At 67.9% G+C, this 15,005-nt stretch carries 13 protein-coding genes; 2 read left to right on the top strand and 11 right to left on the bottom strand.

The window, feature by feature from the left end:
- Window positions 1–22: 22 nt before the first annotated feature.
- The 6 genes from BDI24065_RS09035 to panE form a co-directional block, all read right to left on the bottom strand.
- Window positions 23–1,111 carry an alcohol dehydrogenase catalytic domain-containing protein gene (locus BDI24065_RS09035; protein ID WP_175030939.1) on the bottom strand — a complete coding sequence of 363 codons (1,089 nt, stop codon included), beginning with the start codon at window positions 1,109–1,111 and terminating at the stop codon, window positions 23–25.
- Window positions 1,112–1,157: 46 nt separating this feature from the next.
- Window positions 1,158–2,171 (bottom strand): ABC transporter permease, encoded by a 1,014-nt coding sequence (locus tag BDI24065_RS09030; RefSeq protein WP_175030938.1) that lies wholly within the window; start codon window positions 2,169–2,171, stop codon window positions 1,158–1,160.
- Window positions 2,158–3,678, bottom strand: coding sequence for a sugar ABC transporter ATP-binding protein (locus BDI24065_RS09025; protein WP_175030937.1), 1,521 nt, complete (start codon window positions 3,676–3,678; stop codon window positions 2,158–2,160). The genes BDI24065_RS09030 and BDI24065_RS09025 overlap by 14 nt, the downstream gene beginning before the upstream one ends.
- 62 nt (window positions 3,679–3,740) lie before the next feature.
- Window positions 3,741–4,685 carry a substrate-binding domain-containing protein gene (locus BDI24065_RS09020; RefSeq protein ID WP_175030936.1) on the bottom strand — a complete coding sequence of 315 codons (945 nt, stop codon included), beginning with the start codon at window positions 4,683–4,685 and terminating at the stop codon, window positions 3,741–3,743.
- 120 nt (window positions 4,686–4,805) lie between these two features.
- The gene (locus BDI24065_RS09015) at window positions 4,806–5,765 is read right to left on the bottom strand and encodes an AraC family transcriptional regulator (protein ID WP_175030935.1); all 960 of its coding nucleotides are present in this window, start codon (window positions 5,763–5,765) and stop codon (window positions 4,806–4,808) included.
- Window positions 5,766–5,996: 231 nt separating this feature from the next.
- A complete protein-coding gene (gene panE / locus BDI24065_RS09010; protein ID WP_175030934.1) occupies window positions 5,997–6,944 on the bottom strand; it encodes a 2-dehydropantoate 2-reductase in 948 nt (315 codons plus the stop codon).
- Window positions 6,945–7,195: 251 nt separating this feature from the next.
- Between panE and BDI24065_RS09005 the strand changes: the two genes are divergently transcribed.
- Window positions 7,196–8,749, top strand: a complete 1,554-nt coding sequence (locus BDI24065_RS09005) for a methyl-accepting chemotaxis protein (protein ID WP_175030933.1) — start codon at window positions 7,196–7,198, stop codon at window positions 8,747–8,749.
- Between the two features lie 25 nt (window positions 8,750–8,774).
- On the opposite strand, the gene BDI24065_RS09000 is transcribed toward BDI24065_RS09005, so the two are convergent.
- A complete protein-coding gene (locus BDI24065_RS09000; protein WP_175030932.1) occupies window positions 8,775–9,452 on the bottom strand; it encodes a LuxR C-terminal-related transcriptional regulator in 678 nt (225 codons plus the stop codon).
- A 386-nt stretch (window positions 9,453–9,838) separates the two neighbouring features.
- Here BDI24065_RS09000 and BDI24065_RS08995 point away from each other — a divergent pair, with 386 nt between their 5' ends.
- A complete protein-coding gene (locus tag BDI24065_RS08995) occupies window positions 9,839–10,333 on the top strand; it encodes a hypothetical protein (protein WP_175030931.1) in 495 nt (164 codons plus the stop codon).
- 33 nt (window positions 10,334–10,366) lie between these two features.
- Here BDI24065_RS08995 and BDI24065_RS08990 read toward each other — a convergent pair whose 3' ends face one another.
- The 4 genes from BDI24065_RS08990 to BDI24065_RS08975 form a co-directional block, all read right to left on the bottom strand.
- Window positions 10,367–10,867, bottom strand: a complete 501-nt coding sequence (locus BDI24065_RS08990; protein WP_175030930.1) for a hypothetical protein — start codon at window positions 10,865–10,867, stop codon at window positions 10,367–10,369.
- Window positions 10,868–10,999: 132 nt separating this feature from the next.
- On the bottom strand, window positions 11,000–12,421 hold the full coding sequence (locus tag BDI24065_RS08985) for a sigma-54 dependent transcriptional regulator (protein ID WP_175030929.1): 1,422 nt from the start codon (window positions 12,419–12,421) through the stop codon (window positions 11,000–11,002).
- A gap of 111 nt (window positions 12,422–12,532) precedes the next feature.
- Window positions 12,533–13,117, bottom strand: a complete 585-nt coding sequence (locus BDI24065_RS08980; protein ID WP_175030928.1) for a hypothetical protein — start codon at window positions 13,115–13,117, stop codon at window positions 12,533–12,535.
- 156 nt (window positions 13,118–13,273) lie between these two features.
- A complete protein-coding gene (locus tag BDI24065_RS08975; protein ID WP_175030927.1) occupies window positions 13,274–14,980 on the bottom strand; it encodes a chemotaxis protein CheA in 1,707 nt (568 codons plus the stop codon).
- Between the last annotated feature and the right edge of the window lie 25 nt (window positions 14,981–15,005).

The following is a 15,005-nucleotide window of genomic DNA, read 5'->3' as shown; positions in this document are numbered from 1 at the left end:
GGTGAGGCGCACGCGGGCCGCGTCAGCGGGCCGGCTTCAGCAGCACCTTGATCGATTCGGGCGATTTCGCGACGCGGATCGCGTCGTCCCAGTCTTCGAGCGCGAAATCGTGCGTGACGATGCCTTTCGACGTGACGAGCCCGCGCGCGAGCAGGTCGATCGCGATCGGATAACAGTATGGCCCCAGGTGCGCGCCGCGCACGTCGAGTTCCTTGCGGTCGCCGATGATCGACCAGTCGACGGTCGCATCCTCGCCGAACACGCTGAACTCGACGAAGCGGCCGAGCTTGCGGATCAGGTCGAGCCCCTGGCTCACGCCGACCGGCGCACCGGTCGTCTCGATGTAGACGTCGCAGCCGTAGCCGTCGGTGAGCGACTGGACGATCGCGCGCGCGTCGTCGCGCTTCGGGTTGATCGTCACGTCCGCACCGTACTCGCGCGCGAGTTCGAGCCGCTCGTCGATCAGGTCGATCACGACGAGCTTCTTCGGCGTCTTCAGATGCGCGACCTGCGTCATCATCAGCCCGAGCGGGCCCGCGCCCGCGATCACGACGACATCGTCGAGCTGGACGTCGCCGCGGTTCACCGTATGGATCGCGCACGACAGCGGCTCGATGATCGCCGCGTCCTCGAGCGACACGCCGAGCGGGATCTTGTGGACGATCGCGGTCGGCGGAATGCGCATGTATTCAGCCATCCCGCCGTCGGCCGCTTCGCGCTGGAAGCCGAAGATGTTGTGCACTTCGCACATCCAGTACTGGCCCGACTTGCAATAGCGGCACTTGCCGCACGGCACGATCTGCTCGGCGATCACGCGGTCGCCCACCGCCACGCCGAAATGCTCGGCCGCGCCGTCGCCGAGCGCTTCGACGTAGCCGAAGAATTCGTGGCCGGGAATCACGGGCGCCTTCACCCACGGGCTCGGGCCGCCCCAGAACATCTTCGCGCCGGTGTAGCACTTGCAGTCGCTCGCGCAGATCCCGCATGCAGCGATGCGGATCACGAGCTCGTTCGCGCCGGGGCGCGGCTTCGCGACCTGTTCGACGCGATAGTCCTCGGGGCCGTGGCAGACGACCGCGGTCATGCGCGGCGGGGCTTCGGGTGTCGTCATGGGTAGTCTCTTACGTGGATGATATGGATAACTGATAAATGAATCGTTACCGCGACCGTTCGCGGCTGATATAGATCGCAAGCAGGATGATTCCGCCCTTGATCACGTTCTGCACATACGGGTTCACGCCGATCATGTTCAGCCCGTTGTTGAGCACACCGAGCAGCAGCGCACCGACCAGCGTGCCGAGGATCGCGCCGCGCCCGCCCGAGATCGACGTGCCGCCCATCACGACGGCCGCGATCGCGTCGAGCTCGAAGCCCACGCCCGCGTTCGGCTGACCGCTCATCAACCGCCCGGTCAGCACGATCGCGGCAAGCACCGACGTGAGCCCGGCCAGCGTGTAGACGATCAGCTTCACGCGCGCCACGCGCACGCCGGTGAGCCGCGTCGCCTGCTCGTTGCCGCCGATCGCATACACGTATCGGCCGAACGGCATCCGGTCGAGCAGCAGCCATGCGATCGCATAGACCACCAGCATGATCAGCACGGGCGCCTGGATGCCGAGCACCTTGCCGCTGCCGAAGAACGCGACCCAGTCGGGCAGGCCGTCGATCGGATAGCCGCCCGTGTAGATCAGCGCGAGGCCGCGCGCGATGCCCATCGTCGCGAGCGTGACGATGATCGGCGGCATCCCCGCGAACGCGACGAACACGCCGTTCAGGAAGCCGAAACCGAGGCCGACCGCGATGCCGATCGCGAGCGCGGCAACCGCGTTCACGCCCGCGACCATCAGCCCGGCCGCGAGCGTGCCCGACAGCGCCATCACCGAGCCGACCGACAGGTCGATCCCGCCGGTCAGGATCACGCAGGTCATGCCGACCGCGATGATCGCGTTGATCGACACCTGGCGCAGCACGTTCTCCAGGTTCGCAGCGGACAGGAAGCTCGGGCTCGCGATCATCATCGCGATGCACACGACGATCAGGCCGACGAGCGGATAGAACAGCGTCGAGCGCCGCAACTGCGCCCACATCGCGCGTGGCGGCGGTGCGTCGCCGTTTCCGGCGGCGGCCGCGAGCGTCGTGGAGGGCGTGGAAGAAGAATCAGGCAGGTTCATGGGTCGCTCCTCGCGTGCCGGCCGTGGCATAGGTCATGACCGTGTCGGGATCGATCTCGTCGCCTGCGAGCGTCGCCTCGATGCGGCCCTGCCGGAACACGGCGACGCGATCGCACATGCCGACGATTTCCGGCAATTCGGACGAGATCATGATGATGGCGTAGCCGCGCGCGGTGAGTTCGCGCATCAGCCCGTAGATTTCGGCTTTCGCGCCGACGTCGATGCCGCGCGTCGGCTCGTCGAAGATCAGCACCGACGTGTGATGGTTCAGCCAGCGCGCGATCACGACCTTCTGCTGGTTGCCGCCGGACAGCGTCGCGACCTCGGTGTGGATCGACGGCGCCTTCACGCCGACGCGCCGCATCACGTCGTGCGTGGTGCGCGCTTCGCCGCGACGGTCGATCAGCCAGCGCATCGACCGGTACTTGCCGAGGTTGTTCAGCGAGATGTTGTCGCGGATCGAGAACGACGTGACGAGCCCTTCCGTCTTGCGGCTCTCCGGCAGGATGCCGATGCCGGCGCGCAGCGCGTCGGCCGGATCGCCAAGCTTCGCCGCCGCGCCGCGCACGCGCACGTCCTTGCGATGCGCACGCGTCGCGCCGATCACCGCGAGCGCCGTTTCCGTGCGGCCCGAGCCGACCAGCCCGGCGAAGCCGAGGATCTCGCCGGCATGCAGAGTAAAGCGGTTCACCGGGCCGCCGCGCTCGATCTGCAGTTCATTGACCTCCAGCACCCGCGGCGCATCGTCCGCGCGCGCCGGCTTCGGCGGAAAGCTGCTTTCGATCCGGCGGCCGACCATCATCCGTACCAGTTGCTCGACGTCGGTGCGTGCGACATCGGTCGTCGCCACGTACTGGCCGTCACGCAGCACCGTGATGCGGTCGCACACCGCGAAGATCTCGTCGAGGTGATGCGAGATGAAGATCATCGCGACGCCCTGCCGCCTCAGCTCGCGCATGATCGCGAACAGGTGTTCGGCCTCGGCCGGCGTGAGCGTGGCGGTCGGTTCGTCGAGGATCAGGATGCGAGCATCGAGCGACAGCGCCTTGCCGATCTCGACGAACTGCTGCTGCGCGACCGACAGCGTGCGAATCGGCGCATCGAGATCGATCGCCACGCCGAGCCGCGCGAAGATCGCGGCCGCCGCGTGACGCATCCGCTTGCGGTCGCGCGCCCCCCAGCGATTGCGCAGCTCGCGGCCGAGGAACAGGTTGTCGACCGCGTCGAGATGCGGAATCAGGCTGAATTCCTGGAACACGATGCCGACGCCCGCCGCAACCGCGTCGTGATAATCCGCGAATTGACGCACCGTGCCGTCGATCTCGATCGTGCCGGCATCCGGCTGATGAATGCCGCACAGGATCTTCATCAGCGTCGACTTGCCCGCGCCGTTCTCGCCGAGCAGCGCGTGAATCTCGCCGCGCGCAATCTCCAGATCAATGTCGGACAGCGCCTTCACACCCGGAAAGCTTTTCGTGATGTGGCTGAGCCTGAGTATCGTGTCCATCGGCTTCTCCGTGCGAAGGGCGCCGGCCGTGCCGCCGCCCTTCGCGTCGCATCGCACGTCGTTCACCAGCTGAAGCCCTTCGCGTTGCCGCGATCGACCACCTTCACGTCGACCGGGATCGCCTTCGGCACCGTCGCACCCCACTTCCGCGCGATCGCGATGCCGAGCGCGATGCGCACCTGGTCGGCCGGGAACTGCGCGGTCGTCTCGATGAACTTCGAATTCGGCTTCTGGATCGCGGCGATCGCCTCCGGCGCGCCGTCGACGCTCGTCAGCTTGATGTCCTTGCCCGAACTGTCGATCGCGGCGAGTGCGCCCATCGCGCCGCCGTCGTTCACGCTGAAGATGCCCTTCAGCTTCGGGTGTGCGGAAATCAGGTTCTCGGTCACGGACAGCGCGGTCGCGCGCTCCTGCTTGCCGTTCTGCGTATCGACCAGCTTCACGTTCGGGTACTTCGCGAGCCCCGCCTTGCAGCCGCGCACGCGTTCGAGAATCGGCACGACCGGAATGCCGTCGAGGATCGCGACCTCGCCGCTGCCGCCGATTGCCTTCGCGAGGTAGTCGCACGACATCACCCCCGCGTCGTAGTTCTTCGAGCCGACGAACGAATCGACCGGGCCGTTCGCGTTCGCATCGACGGCCACCACCACCGCGCCGGCCTTCTTCGCCTGCGTGATCGCCGACTGGATCCCGGTGGAATCGGTCGGGTTCACGAGCAGGATGTCGATCTTCTTCTGCAGCATGTCCTCGACGTCGCTCACCTGCTTGCTGACGTCGTGATGCGCGTCGGTGACGACGACCTGCGCGCCGATCGACGCAGCCGCGTCGTTCAGCGCCTTCTGCATCGTCACGAAATACGGGTTGTTCAACTCCTGGAACGTCATGCCGATCCGCAGCGGTGCGGCCTGCACGGCGGCAGCGGGCAGCCAGGCCGCGACGGCGAGCGCGGCAACCACCGCCATGCGGGCGGCGCGACGGGGGAATGAAGCGGGCGATGCATGCGTCATGACGGTGTCTCCGGTTGGTTGTGCAGCTTTTTCGTGGGTGAACGCGCCCCTCGCGACGGGGGCGACGCGATTGCGCTGGGTGAAACGGCGGGGAAGTTCAGGCGGGCCGCGGCCCTGCGATCATCCGGGCTGCGGCGCGAGTTCGGGTACGCCGGGCGTGACGACACGCGGCGGCAGCGGATTGCCGGTGGGCGCCGCATGCAGCGCAAGCTCGCGGCTGCGCGCGTTCAGACGCTGCAGCGCGCGGAATTCGGACGGCGCCATCCCCTTCACCGCGCGGAACTGGCGATTGAAGTTCGACACGTTGTTGAAGCCGGCCTGGAAGCAGATATCGGTGATGCTCGCGTCGTCGGCGTGCAGCATCTGGCACGCGGATTCAATCCGCAGACGATTCACGTACTGGACGAACGGCATGCCCGTCTGGCGGTGGAACGCTCGCGAGAACGCGCTGACGCTCTGCCCGGTCAGTTGCGCGAGATCGGATTCGCGCAGCTCGGACGCGAGGTTCTTGCCGATGTACGACAGCGCATGGCTGAGCCGCGTGGGCGTGACGTCGGCCTGGTCGTACGCGGGGCTCGCGAGCAACGTGCGTTCGGCCGCCCCGCAAAGCCGCTCGAGGATCGTCATGAACAGCGCGATACGACGCATGCCGCGCGCGGCCAGCAACTCGTCGAACAGCGGCGCGATCGCGGCGCCGGTTGCCGCATCGAAGCCGACCCCGCGCCGCGCATCGTCGAGCAGCCCCTGCGCGTCGCGGCATTCGGGAAACGCATCCATGCAACGGCGCACGAACGCGGGGTCGAACTGGATCACGAGATTGCGGCGCTCGACGGTTTCGCCTTCGGCCATGTCGCTGACCCAGTTGTGCGGCAGGTTCGGGCCGAGCAGCACGAGATGGCCCGGGCCGAACGAGCCGATATGGTCGCCGACGAAATACTTGCCGCGCGTCGCGACGATCAGGTGCAGTTCGAATTCGGGATGGAAGTGCCAGCGGATCGTGCGATACGGATAGCCGTGCGACCAGACCTTGAACGACTCGTCGCGTCGCACTTCGACCACTTCCAGATCGGGGTGCATCATTGTTGGCGTCTCCATTCCCATGTCTCGCTGGCCGGTTCGTTTCGCATGCGCCGCGTATTTCACACGGCGACGCGACCGGTCGCATGGGAAGCAATGTAGGTCGATCGAGCGCGCGGCTCCACCAACTTTACGCCTGATTTCCGATACTTTTTTGCGCATTCCGGCCGCAAACGGCGCCGGACGGCAAATTTGTGCAGCGCGGAACGGCCGGGTGGCCGCCCGCTCCGGTGCTCATGCGGCCGCGTGCTCGCGCGCCGTCCGCACTTCGTACGCCTTCAGGTGGTTGTACGCGATCCGCAGCAGCGACAGCACATCGGCCGCCTGCGGGTCGCGGCGCGCGAGCAGGTCGCCGATCACGTGATCGGCTTCGACACGCGCATGATTCTCGACGTCGCGCAGCATCGATGCGGTCAGCGGCGACGGCGTCAGCACCATCCGCTGCATCCGCTCGATCGCGACCGGGTCGGGCCGGTAGCCGTTGTGTTCGGCAATCGCGCTGCATTCGCCGAGCATCGTCTCGAGCAAGTGGCGGCCATCCGGCGCGGCGAGAATGTCGCCCACCGAACCGCGGAACAACGACGTGCTCGCGGCGAGCGTCGCGAGGAACACCCACTTTTCCCACATCCGCGCGGCCACGTTGTCGCTGAGCGTCGCATCGAAACCCGCGCCGCCGAGCACCTCGGCCACCGCGCGCACGCGCGGCGATTCGCCGCCCGCGAGTTCGCCGAACGTGACGCCGTGCGTGTCGTTGAGGTGCACGATGCGCTGCTCGCGATCGAGCGTCGCCGCGATCACGCACAGCCCGCCGAGCACCTGCGCGGCGCCGAACCGGTCGCGCAGCACGTCGAGATGACGCATCCCGTTGAGCATCGGCAGGATCAGCGTCTGCGGGCCGACGAATGGTGCAAACGATGCAATCGCATCGTCGAGGCTGTACGCCTTGCAGCTCAGCAGCACGAGGTCGAACGGCGCGACGCCGGCGCCGGCATCGCCCGCGCGCACGGTCTGCACGTTCGCAAGCGTCAGGTCGCCGCGCGGGCTGCGGATCAGCAGCCCGTCGCGCGCCAGCGCAGCTGCGCGGCCGTCTCGCACCAGGAACGTCACGTCGCGCCCCGCCGCGGCCAGCCGGCCGCCGAAGTATCCGCCGACCGCGCCGGCCCCTACTACCAGAATTCGCATCGTTGCCTCCTTTCGGTTTCATTCGCCGTCGCGCCGCCGAACCGGACGTGCGGCGCGCACGCCATCGCCCCGTGAGTATAGCGACACCCGTTATGCATATGCATAGATACCCTTGTCGGCATTAGAGGCATGCGTCCAGGGTACCGGTTCCTAGGGATAACCCGTCTACGGCGACGCACGTCGCGCGCCGACAAGACACTTACCCCGTCACGCCGTTGCGGCGAGCTTCCACGACTGACCGACCACACACCATGCGCAATCTTTCCCTGAATCAGAAACTCGCCTCGATGATCGTCATCCTCTGGCTCGGCCTGCTCGTGATCGCCGGGCTCGGCGCATGGCAGACGCGCGCATCGATGATCACGGATCGCCGCGACCAGCTTGCGTCGCTGGTCGCGCAGGCCACGAGCGTGGCCGACCATTACTACAAGCTGTCGCAGCAGAACGCGCTGCCGGAAGCCGACGCGAAGCAGAAGGCGCTCGAGGCGATCGCCGCGATGCGCTACGGTGCCGACGGCTATATCTCGGTCAACGACTCGAAGCCCGTGATCGTGATGCATCCGATCAAGACCGATCTCGACGGCAAGGACGTGTCGAATTTCACCGATCCGAACGGCAAGCACCTGTTCGTCGAGATCGTGAAGGCCGGCAACGTGGAAGGCGGCAAGGGCTTCGTCGAGTATCTGTGGCCGAAGCCGGGCGCCGACAAGCCGCAGGAGAAAACCAGCGCCGTGCAACGCTTCGCGCCGTGGGACTGGTATCTCGTGACCGGCATGTACATGAACGACGTGCGCTCGGCCGTGCTCGAAAGCATCGGCCGCTGGCTCGCGATGACGGCCGTGCTCGGCGGGATCGCGACCGCCGTGATGGTGCTGGTGCTGAAAAGCGTGCGTGCGAACCTCGGCGGCGAACTGGAAGTGGCGCTCGACGCCGCGCAGCGCATCGCGCAGGGCGACCTGACCGCGCGCGTCACCGTGAAGCAGGACGATCGCGGCAGCCTGCTGCATGCACTCCACACGATGCAGGGCGGGCTGATCGACATGGTGTCGCGCGTGCGGATGGGGACCGAGAACATCAACGTCGGCGCAAGCGAGATCGCGTCCGGCAACACGGACCTGTCGCAGCGCACCGAGGAACAGGCGGCCGCGCTCGTGCAGACCGCGTCGAGCATGGACCAGATGACCGCGAACGTGAAGCAGAACGCGGATAGCGCCGCGCAGGCCGCGTCGCTCGCGAGCCAGGCCGCGCAGGTCGCGACGCGCGGCAGCGCGGTGGTGGACGACGTCGTGCGCACGATGAACGAGATCACCGACCGCTCGCACAAGATCGGCGACATCATCGGCGTGATCGACGGGATCGCATTCCAGACCAACATCCTCGCGCTGAACGCGGCGGTCGAAGCGGCGCGTGCCGGCGAACAGGGCCGCGGCTTCGCGGTGGTCGCGGCCGAGGTGCGCTCGCTCGCGCAACGCTCGGCAACGGCCGCGAAGGAGATCAAGTCGCTGATCGTGTCGTCGAACGAGACCGTCGAACACGGCGCGGCGCTCGTCACGAATGCGGGCGAGACGATGACCGAACTCGTGCAGTCGGTGCGGCGCGTGAACGAGATCCTCGACGAAATCAGCCATGCGTCGCGCGAGCAGAGCGCCGGGATCGAGCAGGTCAATCGCGCGGTGGGCGAGATGGACCAGGTGACGCAGCAGAACGCGGCGCTCGTCGAAGAGGCCGCGGCCGCCGCGCATTCGCTGCGCGATCAGGCCGAGGCGCTGCGGGATGCGGTGACGCGGTTTGCGTTGCCGGCCTGATGGCGGCCGCCCGGCGCACGCGTGCTCATGCGGCGCTGCCGGGCCGTGACGCGGTCAGGCCGGCGCCGAGCCCCAACCCCGCCGCCCGCTGAATCAGCTCGACATCGTTGCTCACGCCGAGCTTCTTCATCGCACTGATCTTCTGCGCGCTGACCGTCTGCTTGCCCTTGCTCAGACGCTGCGCGATCGTCTTGATCGGCACCCCCGACAGATACAGGCGAATGACCTCGATCTCGCGCGCCGACAGCTTCACGGGCGCCTCGCCGCGCTCGCCGCATGCATCGATCGCGCGCCTGACGAGCGGCGACAGGTAGCGCCCGCCGCTATAGCTCGAATGAATGGCCGTGACGACATGGCCGACCTCGTCGAACTTGCTGACGATGCTCACGCCGCCGATCGCGAGGATCGAACCGAAGATCAGCGGATTCTCGTTCGCGACCAGCGCGACGATCCCGACGTTCGGACGCGTGCGCCGCAGCCAGTCGAACAGCGCAAGGCCGTCCATCCGCTCGTCTCCGCTGATCGTATAGTCGACCAGCACGACATCGCAGTCGACGCTGCCGAGCGACGCGACCAGTTCGGTCGCACTCCGGTAGACCGCGACGATCTCGATCGCACAGCCGCTGCCTGCGACCTGCTCGATGCCGGCCAGCGTCAACGGCCAGTCGTACGCGAAAACAACGCGAACATTGAATTTCCTCATGCGCAGTTCCAGGTGGTTCATCGGCCGCGCGACGCGGAACGCGCACGGCCGGTTGGGCGTTGAAAGGACGTTCAGGCTATTTTTATCCCGAACGTCGATTCTATGAAGCCGTGCGCGGGCGGGATATCGGACGGCATCGCGATCGGCCGTCCGGGACGTAATACGAGTTTGATATTTGCGCCGGTTCGAACGCCCGGCGCACGGCAGCCGGCGTCTGCGGACATCGGCCGAATGGTCGACGTGGCAGGCCACGCGGGCCAAGCGGCCGGCCAGCAGGTAAAATCGACGCCTTTGCATACCGCGCCGGGCCACCGGCGGCGAGCGACGCGCCGATGCCGGCTGCACGCCACCGCCCTTTAGCCGGCTGCCCGCACCCCGCTTTCCTCATGACCGAACCCGACCTGCAATCCGACGACACCTCCATCCACGAAGACGGCCTCTGGCGCGACAACGGCTGGACGGCCCGCATCATCAAGAACGAAGACGACGACGGCTGGGCCGTCGAGATGATCAAGGACGGCGAGTCCGAGCCCGCGCTCGTCGGGCCGTGGACCATGGGCCGCGACAAGAAGAACCCGAAGCCGATGGACGCGAACGCGTTCCGCACGCTCGTGAAGACCGCGACCGAGGTGCTGATGCGGCACGCGCAGCAGCGGCGCGCGATGCTGCACAAGGAAGTGACGGTTCAGGGCGAGGACGACCAGGATGTGTCGGTCACGCTCGACATCGTGCCGGACGAGTTCGAGCCGTACGCGCAGCTCAAGGCATTCGATCCGTATGGCGAGCTGCTCGCCGAAGCGAAGGTGTCGGCGGGATTCAAGCTCAACAAGGCCAGCGCCGAGCGCTGGGTCGCCTCGGGCTTCGAGCGGCCGGCCTCCTGATCGCGCGTGGCGCGCCAGGCCGCGCGCTCGGACTCAGGCGCCCTGCCGCGCGTGCCGCAGCCGGCGCGCCGCCAGCTTGCGCCGCACGAGCTGCTCGAACTGCTGCGTCGCGACCTCCGGATCCCGCGCGGCCAGCCCAAGCGCGTTGCGCGCGAGCTGGATCGGTGTCAGCACGAGGCCCCACGGCAGCCCCCACCAGCCGAACGCGGCCGAGGCAAGCAGCGCGACCGCCTGTTTCCTGCGGCCGCAACGCCGGCAGCACACGTGGCGCCGCGTCGCCCAGCGCGTGACGAACAGCACCGACACGACGCGATGCGACGCATGGACATCGACCGGCCGGTCGTCGCGACGACAGATCGGGCACGGCCCGTATCGCCAGTCGTGCACGTACTCCCAGACTTTCGTGTCGGGCACCCGTTCTGCCTCGACGACGATCGGATGCGCCCGGGCGCACGCCGGACGGCAATAGCGGCGGCCGTCGATCGACCGCCCGCCGACCAGGAACGTCCTGCCGCAGTGACTGCACTCTGCCACGATAACCTCGGATAAGCGTGATGCGCCTCGCGCCGGCCGCGCGCGCATGGCTGCGCCGGCGGTCCGGACGGGCCGTTTCCTTTCTTAACGGCCGACGTCGAGCAGTCTTGAGCGGCTGCGCGCCACGGCGCGTCAGCCGTGCAGCCCATGCGCGGTCATCAGCCGGTACAGCGTCGCGCGCGAGATGCCCAGCTCGGCCGCCACGTCCGCATGCTGGTGACGATGGCGCAGCAGCGTTTCCTCGATCGCGTGCCGCTCGGCCTGCCGGCGCGCCTCCGCGAGTGTTGGCGGCTGCCGCGACGTGTACGCGTGCAGTTCGAGATCGGTGGCCGAGATCATCGGCCCGTTCGTCATCACGACCGCAAACCGGATCCGGTTGATCAGCTCGCGCACGTTGCCGGGCCACGGATAGTTGTGGATCGCTTCGATCGCGCAGGGCATGAAGCCGCGAATCCGGTGCGAACTGTCACCGCGATAGCGTCGCAACACGTAGTCAGCGAGCAGCATGATGTCGCGGCCGCGCACGCGCAGCGGCGGCTCGTCGATGCGCAGCACGCACAAGCGGTAGTACAGGTCGGCACGGAACCGCCCCGCCTGCATCGCGGCCTCGAGATCGACGTGGGTCGCCGACACGATCCGTACGTCCACCGGGATCGACGCGTGCCCGCCGAGCCGCTCGATCGTGCCTTCCTGCAGGAAGCGCAGCAGGCTCGCCTGGCTTTCGAACGGCATGTCGCCGATTTCATCGAGAAACAGCGTGCCGCCGTGCGCGGTTTCGATCCGGCCGATCTTGCGCTGGTGCGCGCCCGTGAACGCGCCGCGCTCGTGGCCGAACAGTTCGGCCTGCAGCAGCGTCGATGGAATTGCCGCGCAATTCACGGCGACGAAGGGCGCGTCGGCGCGCAGCGACTGCTGGTGGATCGCCGCCGCAGTCAGCTCCTTGCCGGTGCCGGATTCGCCGGCAATGAAGACGGTGGCGTCCGTGTTCGCGACCTTGCGGATCGTCGCGAACAGCCGGCGCATCGCGTCGCACGAGCCGATCATCGTGCCGCCGGGGGGCGCCGCATCGGCATCCGTGCTGCCGTCCGCGAGCTTCAGCATGCCGTATGCATGACCGACCAGATAGCCGATCGTCGTGTACGCGGTCGCATTGCGCACGTAGTCGAAGCAGCAGTGGCGAATCAGGCGCGCAATGGTGAGATCCCGCAGTCGCTCATGGTCGGCGAGCGCGACCCAGCCGACACGCGGATCGCGCAGCAGCGCCTCGAACGACGTGACGTCGGGCGACGCAAAGCTGCCGAAATCGACGATGCCCGCATGCGGACGGTTCACCCTCACGAGATTCAGTGCGTCCGCAACGGTTTTGGCGCGCCACACGTCCCAGCCGCGCGACGCGAGACAGTCGACGAGCGCGGCATCGTGCTGCTGCGACAGATAGACGAGCGGCCGCGACGGTACGACATGGTTGCGACGGACGGCGACGAACGGCGCCGTCCCCGCATCGCGTTCGAGATCCTGCGGGCCCGACACCCTGATCTGGCAGCAATAGTTCACGATGGCCTCGTCGCTTGGGTTGGTTGTCGGAACGGCCGTTGCCGGATCGCGTCGCGCGGGGCATCGTGGTCCCGCGGTGCGGCGTCGGGCCGTCCTCGGATTGACGGTTCGTTATCGGCAGAAAACGACGCGCTGCGTGTAGATTTGCGGCTCGACGACCGGCTTCGTGGAACCGTTGAGGTCGTCACGATAGGCACGGTAGGTCTTGCCGTTCACCGTCACCTCCGTCGCGCGGGCCGTCTCGATCGAGTTGAGCTCGTTGCGCTGCCACCCGCTCACCCGATCGGTCGCCATCACGCTCGACTCGCCGGCGATCTTCTGCGTGATCGCGCTGCCGTCGCTCCATGGCTGCGTCTGCATGTCCTCGGCATGCTGCATCGCGCCGATCGTCTTGCCGGTCGGCGTCGGCCCGTTCTGCGCTTCGAACGGCGCGCCACGGCCGTACACCGGCGATTGCCACGACGGTGCGTGACCTTCCTCCGGCATCATGTAGATCATCTGCGGATCGCCGATCATCATCATCGGCGCGCATGCGGTGTTGTCGGCACGACCGAGCGTCGTCAGCGCCTGCTCGACGCTCACGGCATTCGCGGCGGTCTGCTCGCCCAGGATGACGAACACCGCCGGGTTCTGAAATACCGCCTGTGCTGCGGCTTGCGCGCTGTACAACAACAGAGCGACCAAAAAGATCCTCATGATTGAGGCCTCCTTGCATCCTCGTCGGGCAAAAAGAGGTGTTGACCTCGGGGATGGGACCAACACCCGTCAAACAGGCAACGACCGTCGGGCATCGGGGCCGAGCGACGCCCGTGCGGCCGGCGTTCCGGTCGCACGGGAGACCGGCCCGCGTGCTTACGACGACGTGCTCGTCGAGATGACAGCCGGAGCCGGCACGACCGGTACAGCCGGGGCGGCCTGCTGGTCGACCGGAGCAGGCGGCATTGCTTGCGCCGGATCGGACAACGCCGGCATGTCGGCGGGCTGCGCAGCGGCTTCTTCCGGCACTTTCGCGTCGGCTGCCGGCATGTCGGCAGGCGCCGCCGCGGCTGCGGCAGGCTGCGCGGCTTCCGGTGCGGGCGCTTCCGCGGCGACCGGCGCCGGTTCGGCGGCCTTCGCATCGGCTGCCGGTGCGGGCATCGCGGTATCGGCCGCAGGCGCCGCGACGACGGCAGCAGCCGGCGTCGTGTCCGCAGCCGGCGCGGCAGCGGCTTGCGCTGCGTTGTCGGTCGCGGCCGGCATCGGCTCCGGCGCCTTGTCGGCGACGGGCTGCACTGGGTCGGGGGCCTTGTCGGCCACTGCCGGGGCAGGTTCGGGTGCCTGGTCGGCAACCGCCGGTGCGGGTTCCGGCGCCTTGTCGGCGACTGCCGGTACGGGTTCCGGTGCCTTGTCCGCCACGGGCTGCACGGGTTCCGGCGCCTTCGTGTCGGCAACCGGCTCGGCAGGCACGGGCGATGCCTTGTCCGCAACCGCCGGTGCGGCGATCACCGCGGCAGCCGGTACGGCTGCAATCGCTGCCGCCGGGACGACCGACGCTGCGGGTGCGGCGGCGACGGCGGGCGCGGCAGCTACTGCGGGCGCTGCGGCGACGGCCGGTGCCGCGGCTGCAACGGCGGGAGCTGCAACGGCCGGAGCAGCGGCAACAGCCGGCGCCGCCACTGCCGGTGCGGCAGCTGCAACAGCCGGTGCTGCGACGGCCGGTGCGGCAGCAACTGGCGCCATCGTCGGCACGGGCACCGGTACCGGTACCGACACGGGTGCCGCTTGCACCGCGGTCGTCGCCACCGGGCGAGGCTGCGCCGGTGCCGGTGCGGCAGCACCCAGCGGCGGCAAGCCCATGCGGTCGCGCACGATCGGATCGCGATACTTCACGTCGTCGGCGACGGTCGCTTCCGCGCTCGGCGCCACGTTCGAACGGGCGAGCGGCGCGGTCGTGCCCGGGCACAGGTGGCCGGTCGCTTCCACCGCACGCCGGTTCGCGTCGCTCTGGCAGAGCAGCGCGAGCGCCACGTCGGTCAGGCCCATCGCGCGGAATTCACGCGCATCGAGACGCCGGACGCAGGCCTGGTCGACCAGCGTCGTGCCGCCCGTCGCGCCGAACCCCGGGAACGACACGCCGACGCTCACCGATCCCATGCAGGTATCGGACAGCGTGGTCGTGAGACCCGGTGCCTGGATCGCGGGGTTCGTCTTGATCGTCTGCGTCCCGGAGTAATTGACGTTTTCCGCTGACTGGGTGTTGTACGGGTTGGTGCCGGGCGAGCCGGATGACTGCAGCGACTGCGGCGTCACGTTCGTGCCGCCGCTCGTGCTGGACGGCATCGTCACGTTCACGTTTACGCTCGAATTACCGCTGCTGCGAACCCCGCTGGAGCTGGTGGCGTTACCGCCGCGCGAGCTCGTGGTGTTCGTGTTCATGCTCGAGCCGCCGCCCTGGCCGATCGCCGTCGACGACGTCGAGGACTGCGCGCTCGAAGTCGAATCGGCGGTTTGCGCTTGGGCGCCGATCGTGGTCATCGCGAACATCGCTGCGCATGCCACCTTGATCCTGTTGCTGTTCATTTCACTCTCCGGACGAGGTTTGACC

It is taken from the genome of Burkholderia lata (assembly GCF_902499025.1).
GTDB lineage: Bacteria > Pseudomonadota > Gammaproteobacteria > Burkholderiales > Burkholderiaceae > Burkholderia > Burkholderia lata_C.
Note: the sequence above shows the minus strand (reverse complement) of the source record. Positions and strands in the feature narration are given on the sequence as shown.